The following is a 19,910-nucleotide window of genomic DNA, read 5'->3' as shown; positions in this document are numbered from 1 at the left end:
GTCAGCGCCCCCCTGGGTCGGCGATGGCGGCCCGCATGATCTGGCCGGCGATCCGAGCGGCCTCGCCGCTACCGCCGGGGCCGGCCTGCTCCAGCACCACGCAGACCGCGGAGACCGGGTTGCCGTTCTTGTCGAGGGCGAAGCCGATGAACCAGCCGTGGTCGGGCCGGTCCGGGGCGGACTGGGCGGTGCCGGTCTTGCCGCCGACCGTGTAGCCGTTGATCGCGGCCTTCCCGCCGGTGCCGTTCTTGACCACGCTGACCATCATCTCGCGCAGGTCGGCGGCGACCTGCGGCTCGACGGGTTGGCGCAGCTCCCGCGCCTTCGCGGTGTAGTAGCTGGTGGTCCGGTCCGGGGCGAGCAGCTGCCGCACCAGGTACGGCCGCATCTGGCTGCCGTTGTTGGCGATCGAGCCGGCGATCATGGCGCCTTCGAGCGGCGTCATCCGGACGTTGTTCTGGCCGATCGAGGACTGGGCCAGCGCGGCCGGGTCGGTGCTGCCGTCCTGGTTCTGCATGGTCCCGGTCCGACTGGCCGCCGTGGGCAGGCCGCCCTCGCCGAGCTGGCCGACGGTCAGGTCGTCCTGCTCGAAACCGAACTGGCGGGCCTTCTCCTTGACAGTCTCCGCGCCGAGCCGCACACCGAGCTGGGCGAAGCCGGTGTTGCACGACTCGGTGACCGCCTCCAGCAGGGTGACCTGCCGACCCGGGCAGATCGACGGATCGGCGTTGCGGATCGGAGTGCCCGAGGTGGGTGCGGTGTAGCTGGAACCGGCCGGGATCTGGGTGGTCTTGGTGACGCCGTTCTCCAGCGCCGCCGCGGCGACCACGATCTTGAAGGTGGAGCCCGGCGGCAGTGTCTCGGAGAGCGCGCGGTTCTTCAGCGGTTCGGCCGGGTCCTGCTCCAGCTTGTTGAACGCCGCAGAGGCCTCGGTGCCGTCGTGGCTGGCCAGAGGGTTCGGGTCGAAGCTGGGCATGGAGACCAGCGCCTGGACGGCACCGGTACGCGGGTCGATGGCGATCGCCGCGCCCTTCTTCGCACCCACCTCGTTGTTGCGCAGCTGGTCGTACGCCACTTCCTGAGCCCGCTTGGAGAGCGTGAGCAGCACGTTGCCGCCACCGGTGTCGTCGCCGGTGAACATGTCCTTGAACCGGTCGCCGATCAACTGGTCGCTGGTGCCGGCCAGGAAGTCGTTCTCCACGCGCTCGATGCCGGTTTCGGCAAGGTTGACCGGCTTGTAGCCGAGCACATGGGCGTACTTCGCGCCGCCCGGGTAGCTACGCCGGAACTTCAGCTTGCCGGTGGTCTCCTTGCTGGTGGCCAGCGCGGTGCCACCAGCCTCGATGTTGCCGCGCTTGCTCTTGTAGTCGGCGACCTGGACCCGACCGTTGTAGTCGCTGGTCCGGTATTCGTCCGCCTTGTAGGCCTGGATCCAGTTGAGGTTGGCGAAGAGCAGACCGAACAGGACCATGACGACGACGCCAACGCGGCGCAGGGGTGCGTTCACGGCTTGATCACCTCCGTGGGAGCACCGTGCAGCTGCTCGGGCGGGCCACCGCTGGGACGAGCCGCCTTGCCGCCGCCTCCGCCGGTCACCGGTCGGCGGGCGCCGTCGGAGACCCGCAGCAGCACCGCGATGAGCAACCAGTTGGCCATCAACGACGAGCCACCGGCGGACAGGAACGGGGTGGTCTGACCGGTCAGCGGGATGAGTTTGCTGATCCCGCCGACGATCACGAAGACCTGGAGGCCGAGGGTGAACGCGAGACCACCGGCGAGCAGCTTGCCGAACGAGTCCCGTACCGCCAGCGCGGCGCGCAGCCCGCGCTCCACGATGAGCAGGTAGACGACCAGCAGCGCGGACAGGCCGAAGAGGCCGATCTCCTCACCGATGCCGGCGAAGATGAAGTCGTTCTGCACCTCGGGCAGGATCTCCGGCTGACCGCCGCCCGGCCCGGCACCGAAGAGCCCGCCCGTGCCCAGGGCCAGCAGGCCCTGCACGAGTTGGTAGCCCTTGTTGGTCGGGTCGGCGAACGGGTCGAGCCAGATTTCTGCCCGCACGTAGAAGTTGGCGAACGGCCCGCCGACCGTCGAGCCGAGGACGTAGGCGAGGTACGCGCCGCCGAAGAAGAGGACCAGGCCGATCAGCAGCCAGCTGACCCGTTCGGTGGCGATGTAGAGCGTCACCACGAACATGCCGAAGTAGAGCAGCGAGGTGCCCAGGTCCTTCTCGAAGACCAGCACCAGGACGCTGATCAGCCAGACGCCGACCACCGGCCCGAGGTCGCGGCCGCGCGGGAAGTCGATGCCGAGGAAGCGCCGGCTGGCCAGCGAGAGCACCTCACGCTTGCGCACCAGGTAGTAGGCGAAGAAGACCAGCAGCGCCAGCTTGGCGAACTCGCCCGGCTGGATGGAGAAGCTGCCGACCCGGACCCACAGCTTCGCGCCGTTGATCTCGGAGATGCTCGACGGCAGCACCGCCGGGATCATCACCAGCACGATGCCGGCCAACCCCAGGGTGTACGCGTACCGCGAGATCGACCGGTGGTCGCGCATGATCGCGAGCAGGCCGGCGGCGAGGATCACCGCACCGAGCGTCCAGGCCAGCTGACGCCCGCCCTGCCCCGCGAAGACGGCCAGGCTCTCCCGTTCGGCCACCGGGGCGTCACCCAGGTCGATCCGGCGCAGGAAGCCCACCCCGAGACCGTTGAGCAGGGCCACCGCCGGGAGCAGCGCCGGGTCGGCGAACGGGGCGAGGAACCGGATGACCAGGTGCAGGCCGAGGAAGACCGCGCCGAGCGCGGCGGCCGGCATCCAGAAGTCCGGGGTGACCGTGTCCAGCAGGTTCGCCTCGACGGTCGCCCCGTACGCGGCCACCAGCACCATCGCGAGCAACAACAGGTACAGCTCGGCGTTGCGGCGCGACCGCGCCAGGCGTACGCCGGATTGCTCGCCCGCAGTGGCGGGCGAGGGTGCCGGTGTGGCCGCTACGGTCACGGGTTGGGTCCTCAGGATCTCAGCCGACGCTCACTCAGGAGACCGGCAGCCGGCCGGGTCGAGCGCCGGCGTGGCCGAGTCGGAGGGCGTGACGTCGGGTGTGGTGGTCGCGCCGGCCCCACCGAGAGCGGTGGTGGCACCGGCGGTCGGGCTTGCGCTGACAACTCCGTCGGGGGTCGGCGACGCGTTGGCGCTCGGGCTGCCGTTCGGGGTCGGCGTCGAACCGAGCGGCGTCGGCGTCGACGTCGGCGTGTTGACCCCGGCGGCGGTCGGGTCGAGCGGGCAGAGCGGCTTCAGGTTGGGGTTGCTCGGCGTGTCGCTGGTCAGCTCGGCGAGCTGACGCTCGGCGTCCGGCTCACTCTTCGCCCGGATGCCGACCTTGACGGTGTCCTGTGCGGCGACGGTGAGGTCGTCCAGGCGGGTGCCGCTGCGGCGGTGCACGCTGGACAGGTCCATCCCGGCGATCTGACCCTGGACACCGCGGAAGACGGCAACCTGGCCCTCTTCGGTGGCTCCCACGTAGTACTGCCGCTGGGTGTACGTCCAGCCACCGAACGACGCACCGCCGACGATCACCAGCAGGGCCAACGCCATGGCGGCGGTCCGGACCGGGCGTCGCTTCGGCCGGTCGGCGTCATCGTCGGAGGCCGCCGGCTCCTCGGGCGCGGCCGGACGCGGCGCGGAGAGCGCCGAGGCTCGGGCGGCCGGAGTCGAGTCGTCGGCGGAGGTCGCCATGCCCCGGTCCCGGGCGGCGGCGCCGCCCACGATCGGGGTCGCCTCGACGATGTCCTGGTCGGTGGCGTCGGCGATGATCACCGTGATGTTGTCCGGCCCACCGCCGCGCAGCGCGAGCTGCACCAGCCGCTCGACGCACTGCTGCGGGTCCGTGTATTCCCGCAGGGTCTCGCCGATGGTTTCGGCGCTGACCACACCCGAGAGGCCGTCGCTGCAGATCAGGTACCGGTCGCCAGGCATGACCTGGCGGACCGAGTATTCCGGGTCGATGTCCCGACCGTCGAGGGCGCGGGTGAGCAGGGACCGCTGCGGGTGACTGCTCGCCTCCTCGGCGCTGATGCGGCCTTCGTCGACCAGCATCTGGACGTAGGTGTCGTCCTTGGTGATCTGCGCGAAATCGCCATTGCGCAGCAGGTAGGCCCGCGAGTCGCCAATGTGGACCATTCCCAGCTTGCTGCCGGTGAAGAGGGTCGCCGTCAGCGTGGTGCCCATCCCCTCCAGCTGCGGGTTGGCGTCCACTGTGTCGCGGAGTTGTTGGTTGGCGGTGCCCACTGCCGAACGCAACGCGTCGACGAGAGCGTCCCCTGGGACGTCCTCGTCGAGCGGCGCCATGGCACCGATGACGATGTTGCTGGCGACGTCACCGGCGGCCATACCGCCCATGCCGTCGGCAACGGCGAGTAACCGCGGCCCGGCGTAGACGGAGTCTTGATTGCCGTCTCGGATCAGACCGCGGTCGCTGTGGGCCGCATAGCGCAGGGTCAGAGTCATGGCCGTAATTCGAGGGAAGTGCGGCCGATCCGGATCGGCACGCCGAGGGGGACGGGGGTTGGTCCGGAGACCTTAGCGCGATCGAGGTACGTGCCGTTAGTCGAGCCGAGGTCCTCGACGTACCACTGCCCCTCACGCGGCACGAGCCGGGCGTGTCGCGCGGAGGCGTAGTCGTCGGTGATGACCAGGGTGGAGTCCTCAGCCCGACCGATGGTGATCTGCGCTTCCCCGAGAGTGATTTTGGTGCCGGCCAGCTGACCGGCCGTCACCACCAGCTGGTGCGCCGCTCTGCCCCGTTTCACCTTCGCTGGCTTGGACGCCTGCCCCGTCGAGGCGCCCACCGCGCGTGGCGCGGCCACCAGACGACCGGACCGGGCGCCCGCGAAGAGGTCCCTGCGGATCACGCCGACCACCGTGAACACGAAGATCCACAGCAGGATCAGGAACCCGAACCGGGCAACGGTGATGACCAGTTCCGGCAAGGCGGGTCAGCCGTCCACGCGGAAGGTCAGCGTCGTCGTCCCGAGCTGGACCATGTCACCGGGGTTGAGCGCGACGGCGGAGACCCGCTGCCCGTTCACCATGGTGCCGTTGGTCGAACCCAGGTCGGTCAGCACGACCTGGCCCCCGTCGAAATCCAGCCGGGCGTGTCGCCGGGAGATGCCGACGTCGGGCAGACGCAGGTTCGCCTGGTCGCCACGACCGATCACCGTCGACCCCATCTGGAGGGGGTAGGTGCGCCCGTCGCCGGAGACCAGCCGCACGTTGCGACCGCCACCGTGCCCGGGCGGCGGGCCGTAGCCACCGCCCTGGTCGTACGCGGGGTAGGCGGGCGGGCCGGCGTCGTAGCCGGGTGCCGACACCGGGGCGACCTCGCCGCCGGTGTAGACCTCGGCCGTGACACGGAACATGCCCGTGTCCAGGCCCTCGCCTCGCTCGATCTCGACGATCACGTCGCCGTAGACCGTCCACGCCTGCTCGCCGATGAACTCCGCCTGCGACTGGGCCAACTCCTGGGCCAGCGCGGCGGCGTACGGCGCCAGCCGACTGTGGTCGAACGGCGAGAGATCGATCACGTAGCGGTTGGGCACCAACGTGCGCCCACCGGCCAGGATCGCCTTGTGCGCCTCGGCCTCCCGCTGCATGGCGTTGAGGATCTCCACGGGGTGGACCACCCCTTTGAAGACCTTGGCGAAGGCCCCTTCGACCAGGCCTTCCAGACGCTTCTCGAAGCGTTGCAGCACGCTCACCGGCTCCTCCTCGGGTCCCGAGGACATGATGGTATCCGGCCGGCGCGCGCGCAGCTCACACGCCGCTCGGCCGGCTGCTCTCGACCCGTTCGGAAGGGCCGGGACTGTCGTGCTAATCTTTCGTCCGCCACGAACGGTAACCGCTCGTGGCGAGCGTCAGGGACAGCGTAGTATTCCCGAAGCCCGTTGGAGACAGCGGGGCCGGGCAGCTAGAGTGTTCCGGGTTGTGCCACGGGGATGTGGCGGAATGGCAGACGCGCACGGTTCAGGTCCGTGTGCCCGAAAGGGCGTGGGGGTTCAACTCCCCCCATCCCCACCACCGACGAGGGCTCCGCTTCATGCGGGGCCCTTCCGTCATATCGGGGCGTGCTGGACGTCACGCTATGCTCCGATGGATTCTGCCTCCGATGGACCAGGAGTGGCGTGTGAGTGTCGCGTTGGTGACAGGGTCGGGTGGTCTGATCGGCTCCGAAGCGGTCCGGCATTTCGCCGGCCTCGGTCTGGACGTCGTCGGCATCGACAACGACATGCGCCGGTACTTCTTCGGCGAAGACGGCTCCACCTCGTGGAGCCTGGAACGGCTCGGCCGTGACCTGGGTAACGCCTACACCCACTTCGCGGTGGACATCCGGGACCGGGACGGTCTGGAGCAGGTGTTCAAGAAGTACGGCTCGGACATCGCCGTGGTGATCCACAGCGCCGCCCAGCCGAGCCATGACTGGGCAGCCAAGGAGCCGTACACGGACTTCGACGTGAACGCCGGCGGCACGCTCAACATCCTGGAGAACACCCGCCGGCACGCGATCGACGCGCCGTTCATCCACTGCTCGACGAACAAGGTGTACGGCGACCGGCCCAACAGCCTGCCGCTCATCGAGTTGGAGACGCGGTACGAGCTGCCCGAGGACCACCGCTGGTACGAGGGCATCACCGAAGAGATGTCGATCGACCACTCGCTGCACTCGGTCTTCGGCGCCTCCAAGGTCGCCGCGGACGTGATGGTCCAGGAGTACGGGCGCTACTTCGACATGAAGACCGCCTGCTTCCGGGGCGGCACCCTGACCGGCCCGGCGCACTCCGCGGCCGAGCTGCACGGGTTCCTGGCCTATCTGATGCGCTGCGTCATGGAGGGCCGGACGTACAACCTCTTCGGCTACAAGGGCAAGATGGTTCGGGACGCGATCCACTCGCACGACGTGCTGACCGCATTCGAGGCGTTCTTCCGGGCCCCGCGATCCGCGGAGGTCTACAACCTCGGTGGCGGCCGGCACTCCAACACCTCGCACATCGAGGCGTTCCGGATCGCCGAGGAGATCACCGGCCGTGAGGCACGGATCAACTACGTCGAGCAGAACCGCACCGGCGACCACCAGTGGTACGTGAGCAGCATGGCCCGGTTCGAGACGCAGTATCCGGACTGGAAGATCACCTACGACGTGCCGATGATCCTGCGGGAGATCTACGAGGCCAACGTGGACAAGTGGGTGGCGCAGTCATGAGCGCCCGGACGAAGCGCAACGTGCTCGGCGTCCTGGTCGACGCCACCGACTACGCCACGGCGACCGACGCGGTGGTGACCGCGGCACACGAACGGCGCCCCCTCGCGCTGACCGCGTTGGCCGTGCACGGTGTGATGACCGGGGTGCTCGACCCGGCGCACAACGCGCGGCTCAACTCCTTCGACGTGGTCACGCCGGACGGGCAGCCGGTGCGGTGGGCGCTCAACCTGCTGCACCACGCCGGGCTCAGCGACCGGGTGTACGGGCCGACCCTGACCCTGCACGTGCTGTCGCGCTTCGCCGACGAGGGGCTGCCGGTCTACCTGTACGGCTCGACCGAGGAGACCCTCGCCCGGTTGATCCCGGCCCTGGAGCGGATGTTCCCGGCGCTGAAGATCGCCGGGGTGGAGCCGTCCAAGTTCCGTGCCGTCCAGCCCGGTGAGGACGCCGAGATCGCCGACCGGATCCGGTCCAGTGGCGCCCGGTTGGTGCTGGTCGGGCTCGGCTGCCCGCGCCAGGAGGTCTTCACGTACGCCATGCGGCCGCTGCTCGACATGCCGCTGATGGCGGTCGGCGCGGCCTTCGACTACCACGCCGGGCTGCTGCGCCAGCCCCCGCCGTGGATGCAGCGTGCCGGCCTTGAGTGGTTCTGGCGCCTCGGTCTCGAGCCGAAGCGGCTCTGGCGCCGCTACATCATCCTCAACCCGATTTACCTGAGCCGGCTCGCCGCGCAGAAGATCGGCCTGTGGAAGGCCCGCCCGCCGGCCCCGGCTACCGATCGGCCGGCCACCTTCTCGGTCTGACCCCCGATCCGTACGACGCGAGGCCCCACCCGGTGATGCCCGGGTGGGGCCTCGGTCGTGAGAGACCGGTCAGACGGTCAGGGTCCAGGTGTTGATGTAGCCGGTGTCGGCCGAGTAGGTGTCCCGCACCTGAAGTCGCCAGATGCCGTCGGCGGCCTCACCGGACACGTTGACCGTGTACGTGGCGTTCACGTTGTCGGCGCTGTCCGAGGTGCTGCTGTTCTTCAGCCGGTACGAGCTGCCGTCCGGGGCGAGCAGGTCGATGACCAGGTCACCGCGGTAGGTGTGCACGATGTTCACCGCCACGGTGGAGGCCGAGGAGGCGTTGCGACCGCAGCCGGAGATGGTGATCGAGCTGGTCACCGCCGACCCGGCGTCCGGGATCGACACGTCGGTGCCGTTGGTGCCGGTGCAGCCGGTGGGCGGCGGCGGGGTGCTGCCGGTGCCCACGTAGAGCAACAGGTTCGGCGAGCCCGAGCCGGGGTTGCCCACCACGTTGGGGGTGGCGTTGGCCACCAGTTGGTTGCGGACCTGGGCCGGGGTCCAGCTCGGGTTGGCGCTGGCCACCAGGGCCGCCGCCCCGACCACGTGCGGGGTGGCCATCGAGGTGCCGCTGATCGTGTTGGTAGCGGTGTTGCTGGTGTACCAGGCGGAGGTGATCGACGAGCCGGGCGCGAAGATGTCCAGGCAGGTGCCGACGTTGGAGAACGACGAGCGGGCGTCCGTGCTGGTCGTCGAGCCCACCGTGATGGCTTCCGTGGTGCGCGCCGGCGAGGTGTTGCAGGCGTTCGCGCCGCTGTCGTTGCCGGCCGCGAGACCATACGTGACGCCCGAGGCGATCGAGTTGCGGACGGCGTTGTCCAGTGAGGTGTTCGCGCCGCCGCCGAGGCTCATGTTCGCCACGGCCGGCTTGATCGCGTTCGCGGTGACCCAGTCGACGCCACCGATCACACCGGCGTTGGTGCCACTGCCGGAGCAGTTCAGCACCCGTACGCCGACGAGCTGGACGCCCTTGGCCACCCCGTACGCGGACCCGCCGACGGTGCCGGCCACGTGCGTGCCGTGCCCGTTGCAGTCGTCGGCCGCGCCGCCGTCCACCGCGTCGTAGCCGGAGGTGGCCCGGCCGCCGAAGTCGTTGTGCGAGAACTTGATGCCGGTGTCGATGATGTAGGCGTGCACGTTGCTCGCCGTGTTCGGGTAGGTGTAGGAGCTGTTCAAAGGCAGGTTGCGCTGGTCGATCCGGTCGAGGCCCCAGGAGGGCGGGTTGGCCTGCGTGCCGGAGATCGAGACGGTGTGGTTCTGCTCGACGTACGCCACTGCCGGGTCGGCCGCGATCCGGGCCGCCGCGCTGGCGCTCACCTTGACCTCGAAGCCGCGCAGCGCCGCACCGTAGGTGCGGGCCACCGTGCCGCCGTGGCGGCCGGAGAGCCGCTTCGCGGTGTCGCCGACCCGGTCCCGGGCCACGGCGCTGTCCTTGAGTACGACGATGTAGCTGTCCGGCACGGCGGTGGCTCCGCCGGCGGCCCGAACCACACCCACGGGTTCGGCGGCCAGGGCTGGGGTGCCGACGGCCAGCACGGTCGCCGCAGCCACCCCGATCAGTACGGACCTTCGTGGAAGACCCATTTCCTACCTCCCTCTGACCGGCAGTGGAACGTGACCACCGGTCCCAACATCAATCGACACTTGCCGATCTAGCTGAGGGTAGGTCAGGTGTCGGGCAGTTGAACATGTCGAAACGGCCATAACCTTCGAGTGATGACCCCCCTACGGGCCCGGCGTCCGGGGCGAACGGGGGACACGCCCGGATTCGCCTCGCCGGGATTCGGGAAAGACTCTCGAACATGGAGAGTCAGCTCACCATCCTGCTCCCGGTCGCCGCCGTCTGGCTGGCCGCCGGCGTCGTTGCCGACGGCCTTCCCCGGCTGCGCAACACCCGCATGCTGCGTCGGCGTACCGGATGGCTGCTGGTGCTGGCCCTCACCGGCGTGGCGCTCACCGCGGCCGTGCTCGGCGGCGGGCTGCTCAGCGGCGGCACCGCGCCGGTCGACCGGGCAGCCGCCGGGCTCACAGTGGCCGCCGGCCCGGCGCTCGTGGCGACGGTCTGCTCGGTACGACGGATCCGCCGGCTGTGGGCCGGTGCGGGCGCGTTCGCCAGTGCCCCCGCCACCCCCGCGCCGCACGGACTGCGCGCCGCCGCGGCCCACCCGCTCGTCGGGCTGCCACTACAGGTCACCGCCCTGGCCACGGTGCCGGCGTTGATCGCCGCCGCCGGCACCGACCTCGGAGCCGACCCCGGCGTCACCGGGCCGGCAATCACCGTCGGCGCGCTCGCGGTGATCGCCATCGGGGTACGGCACGCGCTGCGCCACAACCGCCTCGCGGAGCGGGCCCAGCCCGCCGTCGCAGGGTCAACGCGGGCGGCTGGCGCCCTGCACGTATAGCAGCTCCAGGATCGACCTGGTCGCCTCGAACCAGCGGTCCAGCCAGTCCTGCGAGGGCACGGTGCCCTTCGGCGGCAACTCCATCAGCAGACCACGCAGCAACGGGTGGTCCGCCAGGGACTCGGGCGGCTCCATCGGCCAGCCCGTCGGCGGGAACGACGGCTCGATCAGCGGGTTCGGGTCCAGCGAGGGCAGCGAGAGCGGAGGATCCGTCGTCTCGGAAGCACCCTCCCGCCCGCTCAACTCCTGGTCGGTCGAGACCACCTCGGTCAGAACCGTGTCCCGACGAGCGCCGCGGTACTTGCCACCGAACCGCTCCGGTTTCGCCGGACCGGGGGTGAGGTTTTCTGAACCGATCGTCGTCATCCGTCTCGCCTAATCGCTCGGTTGCGGGTCGGTGCGGCGGGTCGTCGACCAGCGCCGTACCGACCGGTTCAACGAGACGGGGACGCTCTGGCGACGGGATTCCCGACGGAACCTCGCCGACCCCGGGCCGCGACCGTCAGCCGCTCCCACCGCGGACACGGCAGAGTCCCCGTCCGGCGAACCGGACGGGGACTCCATTGACCAGTCGGTCAGACGGCGCCGAACACACCACCCCTGGTGCCGGCAACGAAGGAGTGCCAGTCACCCGGTGCGAAGACCAGGGCGGGGCCCGCCTTGTCCTTCGAGTCCCGCACTCCGACCGCCCCCGTCACGTACGCCACCTCCACGCAGTTGTCACAGTTCGGCCCGCTCTTCGAGCTCTTGAACCATGCTGCCTGCGTCAGGTCCACGGGGAACCCTTTGGTCGCCATTTCCACAACGGCTCCTCTGCCAGTTTTGCGATGTGTGCGACGGACTCCTCCGGACGTATGGCCGCAGCGCGGATGTGATCGAAGATGAAGCTGTACTTCTGTAGTTCGTCGCTCTTCTCGAGGAAAAGCCCACCCGTGGCGTTCTCCGCGTACACAACATCCGGATCACCGGGCTCAGGGAAGCTGAGGATCGTGAAAGTGCCGTCCATGCCGGCATGCGCACCCACCTCGAAGGGCAGGATCTGCAGCGTCACGTTCGGCAACTCGGCCACCTCGACCAACCGCTTGAGTTGGCCGCGCATCACCTCGTCCCCGCCCACCGGCCGACTTACCACCGCCTCATCGAGCACCACCCACAGATCGACCGGATCGTCCTGGGTCAATAACGACTGACGGCCCAAACGGACACGCACCCTTTGGTGCACCTGATCGGCGGTGAAGTCCGGCCGAGCGGCACGGATCATGGCCCCGGCGTACTCCTCGGTCTCCAGAAGACCCGGGACGACCTGCTGTTCGTACGCCCGGATCGAACTGGCCGCCGCCTCCAGCCCGACGTACGCGCCGACGAGCACCGTGCTGTAGGGGTGCCACCAGCCCTTCTGGCGGGCCTCCCGGGCGATCTGCACGAGCTCGTCGCTCTCGGCGCCGACCACGCCGTAGATCCGCAGCATGTCCCGCACGTCGCGCGGTGTGGCCGTGGTGTGCCCGGTCTCGATCCGGGAGACCTTCGACGCCGAGCACTCCAACTGTTCGGCGACCACCTCGATGGTGATTCCGGCGGACTCCCGCTGGCGGCGCAGCTCGGCTCCGAGCCGCCGCCGTCTGATGGTGGGACTGCGCCGCTCACTCATCGCGCAACCCGTGAGTCACTGGTCCCCGCCGCTGGCTGCTCGACCCCACTCGGGCTACCTCCGGTAACGCGCCACTGGGTGACACCCGCCGGGGGCGCGATCGTCGACCGGCGAGCGTTCGCGACGAAGGGGGTGGTGCCGGTCCTCGGCCGGCCGCGACGGGCGAAACCGGTCCCCAGTCTGCCGCCCGGACGCGGATGGCTTCAATAGGCCTTTCGCGCGACACGCTCACGTATCGGCAAAAGTCGACGTGCAACTTGCATGAAGCACGTCCCTGATGCAGTCTGTCCGTATGGCACGGATCACTCAGCGTCCCCGTTCGGTCCCTCGGAGTGGTGACCCCGCCGCTCTGGGGAAACCGGGCACGACGCCGGCCCGGCCGACGACAACGAGACCTGCTCCGGGGTAAGGACCCCGCCGCTGCAAGCCGGCAAGCTGCGGCGGCGGGCGCGTTCCCGGAAGCAACCGGGTGGTGGTCGGGTGACGGCACGTCACCAGCGGGGTACGGCCCGACCACCGCCATCCGCACCACCGGTCCACGAGGCACGACCCCGTCACCGGCCGAGACGTCCCCCGTTCAGGCACCGCCGGCGCAACCGCCGGCCGATCCTCCCCAGGAGCCCATGTGCTTCCCCGCACCGGTGACGTACTGCACGTGACACGCGCGGCGAGTGTCCAGTTCCTCAGGCCGATCAAGTTCCGGGTGATCCGGGTGCTCGACTGGCCGACCTACGACGGCTGGCTCTGGCTCGACGGCTACGAGTTGAACGCCTCGGGCGACGCGGTCACCCGACGGTCGATCTTCGTCCAGCGGGAAGGGCTGCAGCAGCTGCAGGCCGCCCCCGAACCCCGCCCACACACCGTGCGGGCCCGCCGCCCGGTCGCGCGTACCCCGCTCCGGGTGGGCTGACCGACCCGAACCGCCGCCGGTGGGCGTGCCGTCGCCATAGAATCGGTACGCCCACCCCGGCACCGTTCCACCCGCTCGTCCAGGACCCTGACCCTGGGATGGTCATGGTCAATCAGCCCGCCCTGCGGCGGCACCACCGCTCCCGTATCGCCTATGCCTTCGGACTCCTCGCCCTCCTCGGGGCGATGGCGACACTCCTGGTCCTCGTCCGCGACCCGGCGATGTCGTCCACCCGGCTGACCGCACCGGTGCCCGCACCGGAGATCACCGTGCTCGACTCCGACCCGCCGACGGGCGACGGTCAGTCGGTCTACGAGGAACCCGGCTGGACCGACACCGGCCCCCCGGTCGACCACGCCGGTGGTGCCGACCCGACCGGTCCGGTGTCCGGCCTGGGTGCCGGCGGCCAGTCCGACGGCCGTCAGGAGCTCACCGAAGCCGCTCCGGCCGGACACAGCGCCACGGACATCCGCCGCTCCCTCTTCTGGTCCGGCATCTTCGGCCTCGCCATCTCGCTGGCCGGCATCGGGCTCGTCGGCACCCGCCGCAGGATGTGGTGACCAGCGGTCACGGCGTGCTCGTCACCGTGGGGCTCGGCGTGGTCGGGCTCGCCCCGGTCGGCGAGTCGGTCTGCGAGATGATCAACAACACCTCGTCGTCGGTCGACACCGACGTGCCCGCCTCCGGCTCCGTGCCCACCACCGTCCCCGGAGGCAGCTCCGACGGTCGGTACACCACCCGGTAGGCCAGGCCGAGCCGGTTCAACAGTCCCTCGGCGGTGGCCTGCGGCAGGCCGGCGAGCGGAGGCACCGGCAGCTCGTCCGGCGCGTCCGTGGTCGGCGAACTGCTCGGCGACTCACTGGTGGGCGCCGCCGACGTGGGGGCTGCGCTGGTCGGCGGGGTGCTGGGGGCACTGGTCGGCGGAAGGGACGGGGTGGGCCCCCGATCGTTGCGGTCGTCCTCCTGCTGGTCACGCACCAACCAGAGCGCGCCCCCGAGCAGGCCGGCGAGCAACAGCGCCAGTACGCCCCAGAGGATCGGCAACCACCACCGCCGACCACCCTGCTCCTCGACGTACCACTCGCCCGCCGGGTCATCCGGAAGGGGCGAGCGCACCTCGGCCCGACCGGACCACGACGGCGGTATCGGCGCCGTCCGGTCGGCCGGCGGACCCGGCCGGGTGCCGGCGGACCGGTCGATCGGCATGGTCTGGTCGGGCGACAGGTCGGGACGAGCCGGGACGGTCCGGTCGATCGGTGCCGTCTCGTCCGGGTCGGGACGAGCCGGGGTGCGGTCGATCGGTGCCGTCTCGTCCGGGTCGGGGGCGGGAGGTTCCTGGCGGTCGTCGCTCATCGCACGTCCTTTCCCGAACCCGGACGGGCGTCATGGCCCTCGACCGCCAACCTAGTCGCCCACACCACCATCGGTGGGGATCAGCGTGCCGAGCCGCGCCGGCTGTCGGCGAGACAGAACGCGGGGTAGGGGCTGGGAGGCTCGAACCCGCCGGCCTGGAATCAGGGCGTGGGTTTCGTGGTCGGCTGACCGTCGGCGCCACACCAGATGCTGACCTGGTCGTTCCACCGGGCCGGGCCGTCCTCGGCGGGCTCCTGCCGGCTGACCTTCCCAGTGCGTCCGCTGAGGTAGCGCGGGTAGAGGCCCTCGTCGACCAACTCGTCGGCGGCGTCGGCGCAACTCTTGCCGACCACGTCCGGCACCTCGGCGGCCGGCGCCGGCCCGGCGACCTGTAGTTGCACGGTCGTCCCTCGGGCGACCTCGGTGCCCACGTCCGGTGTGGTGCTCTCGACCGTACGGCCGACGCCGCCACCGAAGACGAGCCGCCAACCCAGCCGCTGCTTGCGCAGCGTCTCCCGTGCCTGCTCGAAGTCGGTGCCGATCACCGGCGGCACGGTCAGGCCGGGCCCCTTGGTCGAGGTGGCGGAGGTCTGGACCGCCGACGGTGTCGGCCGGCCGCTGCTCGGTCGGGGTGCGGTGGCCCTACTGGTCGACGCGCCAGCCGTGGTCGCAACGGCCAGCGGATCACCAGAGGGTGCGTCGTCCTCGCCGGCCAGCAACCAGCCGCCGGTCGCGCCCACGGCGGCGAGCAGCACCGCCGCCAGCCCACCACCGAGCACGACGCTGGCCCGGCCCGCACCGCCACCGGCGGCATTCCGCTGGCCCGTGTTCGTGTCCGTCATAACGCCCACCGCCTCATCACCGGCGACCGTACCGCCCGCCGCCCAACCCGCCCGCACCGGCGGTCCACACCGGCGGGTCTCTGCGACTCGCCGCGCCGACGACGGGACGTTACGCTGCCCGGCATGGCCAGACAGGGCTGGGGAGTGTCGATCGCGACGGCGATCGGGGTCGCTGCCGGCGCCGGTGCCGCACAACTGGGCTTCGGCTACGGGCTCGGCGTCATCACCTGGACACCCACCGATGCCGGTGCGACCGACACGGCCTGGGCGGACGGCCTCGCCTGGGCCACGTGGCTCGCCGCCAGCTCGACGGTCCTCGGCGCGGTCTGCGCGCAGCGGCTGCATCAACGGAACGCCCCGGCGAAGGCCGTGATCTCTTCGGAGACGTCGCCCGACGGTGGTGCCCGCCACGAGGGCCCGCAGCTCGACGATCGGGCGCCGGAGCACGTGAGCCCGGTCGACGGGTCTCCACCGGCCGTCGACACCGCCCGGCCGGAGGCGGTGGACACGCCACCACCGGTGGCCGAGCCGCCGGCCCACGAGCGCGGTGGCCTGCTGCGCCGGGTGGCCCTGGCGCTCGGCGCCGGGCTGGGTGGGCTGGTCACGGTGCTGTTGATCGCGGTACCCGCGCGGGTCGCGACCGGCGCGGACACCGGCGCTCCGCAACGAACGGCCGCCGTACAGGCGACGCTGGGCATCCTGATCGGCGTCCTCGTCGCGATCTGGGCGCTTCGCTCCCGAGCCGCCGCGGTCAACGTGACCGCGACGGCCGCCTGGCTCTGGCTGCTCGCGGTGATCTCCGTGATCGACGGGGTACGCGTCGGACGAGGGCTGACCGGCGCGCAACTCGGTACCTGGCAGTTCGACCCGGACCACGCCCGGTACTGGATCGGAGGCCAGCTCTACTGGCCCGGTGCGCTGTTGGCACTGGTGCCCGCGCTGCTGATCGGCGTACTGGCCGCCCGGCGGTCCGCCCGCTCGGGCGGGCACCGCGTGGGTGCGGCGGCCTCCGGCGCGGCGGGCCCGGTGCTCGTCGCGCTCGCCTACCTGACCACACTGCCGCACTGGTCGACGCTGGGCCCCGCGCAGCTGTCCACCCAGCTGATCGCCCCGTACGCGGTGATCGCCGGTATCGGCGGCTCGGTGCTGGCCGCCCGCCTCGGCGAGCGCAACGAAAGGAACCGCCCGGCCGAACAGAGGCGATCGGCCGAGCTGAGTGCGGCGCCTCGGGACACGGTGGCCGACCCGGCCCCGGTCGCCGGGAGCGAGGCCTTGCCGCCGGTCTCCGGCTCGACGACCACAACCTCGGCCTCGACCGCCGGAACCGCAGCCTCGACGGCCGGAACCGCAGCGCAGCGCAGGAGGGCCGACGCCCCACCGCAGACGCCCCGGACGGGCTCGCTGCCGGGCGACGCCACCGCCGCACCGCAGGTTCCCGCCCAGCGTACGGACCCAGACCTCGCGGATCCGGCCGGTCGTCCCACCGAAGCAACACCGGCAGAGGATCCGACCCCCACCAGCCGGCGCACCCGCGCAGCCCGCCGCACCACCCGCCCCACCACCGACTGACCGCCCACCGCACCCCTTGAGCCCGAGCGGCGCGCGTTCGGGGGGTGGGTCAGGTGGTTGGCCAGGTGTGGACGGGTTGGTTGGTGCGCTGGAGTTCGGCGTAGCGCTGGACCATGTGGTGCAGCGCGGCCGTCCGGTCCATGCCGTGGCGTCGCTCCGCCGCCCAGACCGCCTCGGTCTGCCAGGCAGCGCCGTTGCGGCCGGTACGGCAGCGCTGCTCGATGATGCCGAGCAGCCGGTCCCGCTGCGCCGGGGCGACACCGAACCCGTCCAGGCCGGTGGCGGCGGTCGGCAGCAGTTGGTCCAGGACCAGCTTGGTGACCGGCATGTCGCCGAGCCCGGGCCAGTGCAGCACGGCGTCGAGGCCACGTCGGGCGGCGGCGTGGAAGTTCTCCTCGGCGGAGCTGAACGTGAGTTGACTCCAGATCGGTCGGTCGGCCTCGGCCAGACCGCGTACCAGCCCGAAGTAGAAGGCCGCGTTGGCCAGCATGTCCACCACCGTCGGACCAGCCGGCAGCACCCGGTTCTCCACCCGCAGGTGGGGGCGGCCGTTCATGATGTCGTAGACCGGGCGGTTCCACCGGTAGACGGTGCCGTTGTGCAACCGCAGTTCCCCGAGCTGTGGCACACCGCCGGCGTGCAGGACCTCCACCGGGTCCTCGTCCTCGCAGATCGGCAGCAGCGGCGGGAAGTACCGGACGTTCTCCTCGAACAGGTCGAAGATCGAGGTGATCCACCGTTCGCCGAACCACACCCGCGGCCGTACGCCCTGGGCCTTCAGCTCGTCCGGGCGGGTGTCGGTGGCCTGCTGGAACAGGGCGATCCGCGTTTCGGCCCACAGTTGGCGGCCGTACAGGAAGGGGCTGTTCGCCCCGACCGCCACCTGCACCCCGGCGATGGCCTGGGACGCGTTCCAGTAGTCGGCGAAGCTGTCCGGGGCGACCTGGAGGTGGAACTGGAGGCTCGTGCAGGCGGCCTCGGGGGCGATCGAGTCGGTGTGCGTGCGCAACTGCTCGACGCCGCGAATGTCCAGCTCGATGTCCTCGCCCCGGGCGCCGACGATCTGGTCGTTGAGCACCCGGTAACGCTCGTTGGTGGAGAGGTTGTCCTCGACCAGGTGCCCCTCGGTGAGGGTGGGCAGGATGCCGACCAGGACGATCTTCGCGTCGGACCTGGCGGCGCGCTCGTCGGCCCGGGAGAGGCTGCCGCGCAGGTCGTGCTCGTAGTCGGCGAAGCCGGTGCCCTCGATCAGTCTGGGCTCCGCGTTGAGTTCCAGGTTGAACTGCCCCAACTCGGTCTGGAAGAGGGGGTCCGCGATGTCGGCGAGGATCTCCTCGTTGCGCATCGCCGGCTCGGCGGCCGAGTCGACCAGGTTGAGTTCGATCTCCAGGCCGGTCATCGGCCGGTCGGCGTCGAAGCCGAAGTCGTCCAGCATCAGGGCGAAGACGTCCAGGCACCGCCGCACCTTCTGCCGATATCGGACGCGATCATCCCGGGTGAAGGCGCCCTCTGAGACGTCCCTGCCCATGTGTCCTCCCGACGGCCGGCGCGGTCGGGATCCTGCCGTCCCGGAAGCGCTTTGTGAAGCATCCACGGTAAGAGCGCCCACCTGACCGGGGCCAGAGGCCGGCGGCGGTGATCCGACGTCGACCGGGCGGACGCGCTCGTGGCGCCATCTGTACCCCGTCGTCGACCGGCCGGACCCGATTGCGGTGCGAACAACCCGTGACAATTACCACCGGTGAGAACGATGCAGGGCCCGCGCCGACGTGCGGCGCGGGCCCTGCATACCGGATCGCCGGAGGGCTCCCCCTGCCCTCCGGCGATCCCCGGGGATCAGGCCTGGCGGACGGCCTCGCCCTCGATCTCGATCTTGATCTTGCGGCTGACCAGCACGCCCCCGGTCTCCAGGGCGACGTTCCAGGTCAGGCCGAACTCCTCGCGGTCGATCTCGGTGCTGGCGGAGAAGCCGAAGATGTCCTGGCCGAACGGGCTGCGGCCGACACCCTCGAACTCCACCTCCAGCTCGACCGGGCGGGTGACGTCCTTGATGGTCAGCTCACCGGTGAGCACGAACTCGCTGCCACGACGGGACTTGACCCCGGTGCTGCGGAACTCGAGCGTCGGGAACTTCTCGGCGTCCAGGAACTCGGGGCTGCGCAGGTGCGCGTCCCGGTCGGCCTGGGTGGTGTCGACGCTGGCGGCCTGAATGGTGGCGACGACCGACGACTGCAGCGGGTCCTCGGCGACGGTGATGGTGGCGGTCGCGTCGTTGAACTCACCGCGAACCTTGCTCACCATCATGTGCCGGGCAACGAAGCCGACCCGCTTGTGCGCCACGTCGAGCGCGTAGGTGCCGGCCGCCGGGATGGTGAGGCCGTCCCAGTCGCGGGTAACCGTCTCGATGCTGCTGGTCATGCTGCTGTCCTCCAGGGGATTGTTTAGTAGCCCAACGACTGCCTGAGCAACTATAACCGCAACAATATTCCCCGTGTCAAGCACTGGTATGATGAACGGGTGACCAACGTCTTCGACGATCCCCGGATCACCGCCGTCGGCCTGCTCTTCGAGGCACACGCCGGGCTGTCCGCCCGGTTCAACGCCCAACTTGAGGAGCACGGCCTCTCCGCGGTCGAGTTCGAGGTCATCACCCGACTGGCCCGCTCGCCGGGCAACCAACTACGCATGACCGACCTCGCCGCACAGACCTCCCTGTCGACCAGCGGAGTGACCCGTGTGGTGGACCGGATGGAGCGCGACGGGTTGCTCACCCGCCGGGCCTGCCCGAACGACCGACGCAGCTCGTACGCGGTGGTCACCGCCGCCGGGATGCAACGCCTGAACGAGACGCTGCCCGGGCATCTGCAGATGATCGAGCAGTGGTTCACCGGGCAACTCGGCCCCGAGGCGCTGGCGGCCCTCCTGGACGGGTTGCGGCGGGTCCGCGACGCCGCGCATCCGTGCGCCACCGCCGGCAGTGACGACGTCAGCCCGGAGCAGGTCGCCGCCACCGACAACACCACCCGACGGCACTGATCAGCACCCGCCGTCGGGCGGCGGCAGAGGCAGAAAGACCGGCAGAACTGACC

General features: G+C 70.6%; 20 protein-coding genes and 1 tRNA gene. 8 read left to right on the top strand and 13 right to left on the bottom strand.

Annotation, left to right across the window (positions count from 1 at the left end; genetic code table 11):
• Position 1: 1 nt before the first annotated feature.
• From ACFYP0_RS32255 to ACFYP0_RS32235, 5 genes are read right to left on the bottom strand one after another with little or no spacing between them, the layout of a single operon-like run.
• On the bottom strand, positions 2-1,507 hold the full coding sequence (locus tag ACFYP0_RS32255) for a peptidoglycan D,D-transpeptidase FtsI family protein (protein ID WP_355495353.1): 1,506 nt from the start codon (positions 1,505-1,507) through the stop codon (positions 2-4).
• Positions 1,504-2,997: an FtsW/RodA/SpoVE family cell cycle protein gene (locus ACFYP0_RS32250; protein ID WP_355495355.1), complete on the bottom strand. Its 1,494-nt coding sequence runs from the start codon at positions 2,995-2,997 to the stop codon at positions 1,504-1,506. Before ACFYP0_RS32250 ends, ACFYP0_RS32255 begins: the two co-directional genes overlap by 4 nt.
• Positions 2,998-3,027: 30 nt before the next feature.
• Positions 3,028-4,503: a protein phosphatase 2C domain-containing protein gene (locus tag ACFYP0_RS32245; protein WP_355495358.1), complete on the bottom strand. Its 1,476-nt coding sequence runs from the start codon at positions 4,501-4,503 to the stop codon at positions 3,028-3,030.
• Positions 4,500-4,985 carry an FHA domain-containing protein FhaB/FipA gene (locus ACFYP0_RS32240; protein ID WP_124860047.1) on the bottom strand — a complete coding sequence of 162 codons (486 nt, stop codon included), beginning with the start codon at positions 4,983-4,985 and terminating at the stop codon, positions 4,500-4,502. The genes ACFYP0_RS32245 and ACFYP0_RS32240 overlap by 4 nt, the downstream gene beginning before the upstream one ends.
• 6 nt (positions 4,986-4,991) lie before the next feature.
• On the bottom strand, positions 4,992-5,780 hold the full coding sequence (locus ACFYP0_RS32235; protein WP_007454122.1) for an FhaA domain-containing protein: 789 nt from the start codon (positions 5,778-5,780) through the stop codon (positions 4,992-4,994).
• A 206-nt stretch (positions 5,781-5,986) separates the two neighbouring features.
• On the opposite strand from ACFYP0_RS32235, the gene ACFYP0_RS32230 reads away from it, so the two are divergent.
• From ACFYP0_RS32230 to ACFYP0_RS32220, 3 genes are all read left to right on the top strand, one after another.
• Positions 5,987-6,072 (top strand) — tRNA-Leu (locus ACFYP0_RS32230).
• Positions 6,073-6,136: 64 nt separating this feature from the next.
• Positions 6,137-7,252 (top strand): NAD-dependent epimerase/dehydratase family protein, encoded by a 1,116-nt coding sequence (locus ACFYP0_RS32225; RefSeq protein ID WP_355495361.1) that lies wholly within the window; start codon positions 6,137-6,139, stop codon positions 7,250-7,252.
• On the top strand, positions 7,249-8,055 hold the full coding sequence (locus ACFYP0_RS32220) for a WecB/TagA/CpsF family glycosyltransferase (protein WP_124860051.1): 807 nt from the start codon (positions 7,249-7,251) through the stop codon (positions 8,053-8,055). Before ACFYP0_RS32225 ends, ACFYP0_RS32220 begins: the two co-directional genes overlap by 4 nt.
• A 69-nt stretch (positions 8,056-8,124) precedes the next feature.
• On the opposite strand, the gene ACFYP0_RS32215 is transcribed toward ACFYP0_RS32220, so the two are convergent.
• Positions 8,125-9,681, bottom strand: coding sequence for a S8 family peptidase (locus ACFYP0_RS32215; protein ID WP_355495364.1), 1,557 nt, complete (start codon positions 9,679-9,681; stop codon positions 8,125-8,127).
• Between the two features lie 218 nt (positions 9,682-9,899).
• Here ACFYP0_RS32215 and ACFYP0_RS32210 point away from each other — a divergent pair, with 218 nt between their 5' ends.
• The gene (locus ACFYP0_RS32210; protein ID WP_355495367.1) at positions 9,900-10,499 is read left to right on the top strand and encodes a hypothetical protein; all 600 of its coding nucleotides are present in this window, start codon (positions 9,900-9,902) and stop codon (positions 10,497-10,499) included.
• Here ACFYP0_RS32210 and ACFYP0_RS32205 read toward each other — a convergent pair.
• The 3 genes from ACFYP0_RS32205 to ACFYP0_RS32195 all read right to left on the bottom strand — a co-directional run bounded on the left by ACFYP0_RS32205 (position 10,467) and on the right by ACFYP0_RS32195 (position 12,147).
• Positions 10,467-10,865, bottom strand: a complete 399-nt coding sequence (locus ACFYP0_RS32205) for a hypothetical protein (RefSeq protein WP_124860057.1) — start codon at positions 10,863-10,865, stop codon at positions 10,467-10,469. The two genes, ACFYP0_RS32210 and ACFYP0_RS32205, sit on opposite strands and share 33 nt — an antisense overlap.
• A gap of 209 nt (positions 10,866-11,074) precedes the next feature.
• Positions 11,075-11,296, bottom strand: coding sequence for a DUF397 domain-containing protein (locus tag ACFYP0_RS32200; RefSeq protein ID WP_091396369.1), 222 nt, complete (start codon positions 11,294-11,296; stop codon positions 11,075-11,077).
• On the bottom strand, positions 11,266-12,147 hold the full coding sequence (locus tag ACFYP0_RS32195; protein ID WP_091396372.1) for a helix-turn-helix domain-containing protein: 882 nt from the start codon (positions 12,145-12,147) through the stop codon (positions 11,266-11,268). The genes ACFYP0_RS32200 and ACFYP0_RS32195 overlap by 31 nt, the downstream gene beginning before the upstream one ends.
• A gap of 625 nt (positions 12,148-12,772) precedes the next feature.
• Here ACFYP0_RS32195 and ACFYP0_RS32190 point away from each other — a divergent pair.
• Positions 12,773-13,057, top strand: coding sequence for a hypothetical protein (locus ACFYP0_RS32190; RefSeq protein ID WP_124860059.1), 285 nt, complete (start codon positions 12,773-12,775; stop codon positions 13,055-13,057).
• Between the two features lie 98 nt (positions 13,058-13,155).
• Positions 13,156-13,617: a hypothetical protein gene (locus ACFYP0_RS32185; RefSeq protein WP_355495372.1), complete on the top strand. Its 462-nt coding sequence runs from the start codon at positions 13,156-13,158 to the stop codon at positions 13,615-13,617.
• A gap of 7 nt (positions 13,618-13,624) precedes the next feature.
• Here the strand turns inward: ACFYP0_RS32185 and ACFYP0_RS32180 are convergent, their stop codons facing one another.
• On the bottom strand, positions 13,625-14,410 hold the full coding sequence (locus ACFYP0_RS32180) for a PASTA domain-containing protein (RefSeq protein ID WP_355495373.1): 786 nt from the start codon (positions 14,408-14,410) through the stop codon (positions 13,625-13,627).
• A 161-nt stretch (positions 14,411-14,571) separates the two neighbouring features.
• Positions 14,572-15,252 (bottom strand): PASTA domain-containing protein, encoded by a 681-nt coding sequence (locus tag ACFYP0_RS32175; protein WP_124859653.1) that lies wholly within the window; start codon positions 15,250-15,252, stop codon positions 14,572-14,574.
• A gap of 123 nt (positions 15,253-15,375) precedes the next feature.
• Between ACFYP0_RS32175 and ACFYP0_RS32170 the strand changes: the two genes are divergently transcribed.
• Complete coding sequence (locus tag ACFYP0_RS32170; RefSeq protein ID WP_355495375.1) at positions 15,376-16,821, top strand: hypothetical protein; 1,446 nt, start codon at positions 15,376-15,378, stop codon at positions 16,819-16,821.
• 49 nt (positions 16,822-16,870) lie between these two features.
• Here ACFYP0_RS32170 and ACFYP0_RS32165 read toward each other — a convergent pair whose 3' ends face one another.
• Together ACFYP0_RS32165 and ACFYP0_RS32160 are read right to left on the bottom strand one after the other, a co-directional pair.
• The gene (locus tag ACFYP0_RS32165) at positions 16,871-18,349 is read right to left on the bottom strand and encodes a glutamate--cysteine ligase (RefSeq protein WP_124858551.1); all 1,479 of its coding nucleotides are present in this window, start codon (positions 18,347-18,349) and stop codon (positions 16,871-16,873) included.
• A gap of 308 nt (positions 18,350-18,657) precedes the next feature.
• Positions 18,658-19,239 (bottom strand): YceI family protein, encoded by a 582-nt coding sequence (locus tag ACFYP0_RS32160; protein ID WP_124858552.1) that lies wholly within the window; start codon positions 19,237-19,239, stop codon positions 18,658-18,660.
• A gap of 99 nt (positions 19,240-19,338) precedes the next feature.
• Here ACFYP0_RS32160 and ACFYP0_RS32155 point away from each other — a divergent pair, with 99 nt between their 5' ends.
• Positions 19,339-19,857, top strand: a complete 519-nt coding sequence (locus ACFYP0_RS32155; protein WP_356975584.1) for a MarR family winged helix-turn-helix transcriptional regulator — start codon at positions 19,339-19,341, stop codon at positions 19,855-19,857.
• Positions 19,858-19,910: the final 53 nt, after the last annotated feature.

The organism is Micromonospora arida, assembly GCF_042873195.1.
GTDB lineage: Bacteria > Actinomycetota > Actinomycetes > Mycobacteriales > Micromonosporaceae > Micromonospora > Micromonospora arida.
This window is presented reverse-complemented; position numbering and strand designations above follow the sequence as displayed.

What these genes read in the sequence shown, in the direction of transcription:
- ACFYP0_RS32245 (WP_355495358.1), bottom strand. Translation starts at nt 4,503, where the DNA reads ATGACTCTGACCCTGCGCTATGCGGCCCACAGCGACCGCGGTCTGATC.
- ACFYP0_RS32235 (WP_007454122.1), bottom strand. Translation starts at nt 5,780, where the DNA reads ATGTCCTCGGGACCCGAGGAGGAGCCGGTGAGCGTGCTGCAACGCTTC.
- ACFYP0_RS32225 (WP_355495361.1), top strand. Translation starts at nt 6,137, where the DNA reads ATGCTCCGATGGATTCTGCCTCCGATGGACCAGGAGTGGCGTGTGAGT.
- ACFYP0_RS32220 (WP_124860051.1), top strand. Translation starts at nt 7,249, where the DNA reads ATGAGCGCCCGGACGAAGCGCAACGTGCTCGGCGTCCTGGTCGACGCC.
- ACFYP0_RS32215 (WP_355495364.1), bottom strand. Translation starts at nt 9,681, where the DNA reads ATGGGTCTTCCACGAAGGTCCGTACTGATCGGGGTGGCTGCGGCGACC.
- ACFYP0_RS32210 (WP_355495367.1), top strand. Translation starts at nt 9,900, where the DNA reads ATGGAGAGTCAGCTCACCATCCTGCTCCCGGTCGCCGCCGTCTGGCTG.
- ACFYP0_RS32205 (WP_124860057.1), bottom strand. Translation starts at nt 10,865, where the DNA reads ATGACGACGATCGGTTCAGAAAACCTCACCCCCGGTCCGGCGAAACCG.
- ACFYP0_RS32200 (WP_091396369.1), bottom strand. Translation starts at nt 11,296, where the DNA reads ATGGCGACCAAAGGGTTCCCCGTGGACCTGACGCAGGCAGCATGGTTC.
- ACFYP0_RS32195 (WP_091396372.1), bottom strand. Translation starts at nt 12,147, where the DNA reads ATGAGTGAGCGGCGCAGTCCCACCATCAGACGGCGGCGGCTCGGAGCC.
- ACFYP0_RS32185 (WP_355495372.1), top strand. Translation starts at nt 13,156, where the DNA reads ATGGTCATGGTCAATCAGCCCGCCCTGCGGCGGCACCACCGCTCCCGT.
- ACFYP0_RS32180 (WP_355495373.1), bottom strand. Translation starts at nt 14,410, where the DNA reads ATGAGCGACGACCGCCAGGAACCTCCCGCCCCCGACCCGGACGAGACG.
- ACFYP0_RS32175 (WP_124859653.1), bottom strand. Translation starts at nt 15,252, where the DNA reads ATGACGGACACGAACACGGGCCAGCGGAATGCCGCCGGTGGCGGTGCG.
- ACFYP0_RS32170 (WP_355495375.1), top strand. Translation starts at nt 15,376, where the DNA reads ATGGCCAGACAGGGCTGGGGAGTGTCGATCGCGACGGCGATCGGGGTC.
- ACFYP0_RS32165 (WP_124858551.1), bottom strand. Translation starts at nt 18,349, where the DNA reads ATGGGCAGGGACGTCTCAGAGGGCGCCTTCACCCGGGATGATCGCGTC.
- ACFYP0_RS32160 (WP_124858552.1), bottom strand. Translation starts at nt 19,239, where the DNA reads ATGACCAGCAGCATCGAGACGGTTACCCGCGACTGGGACGGCCTCACC.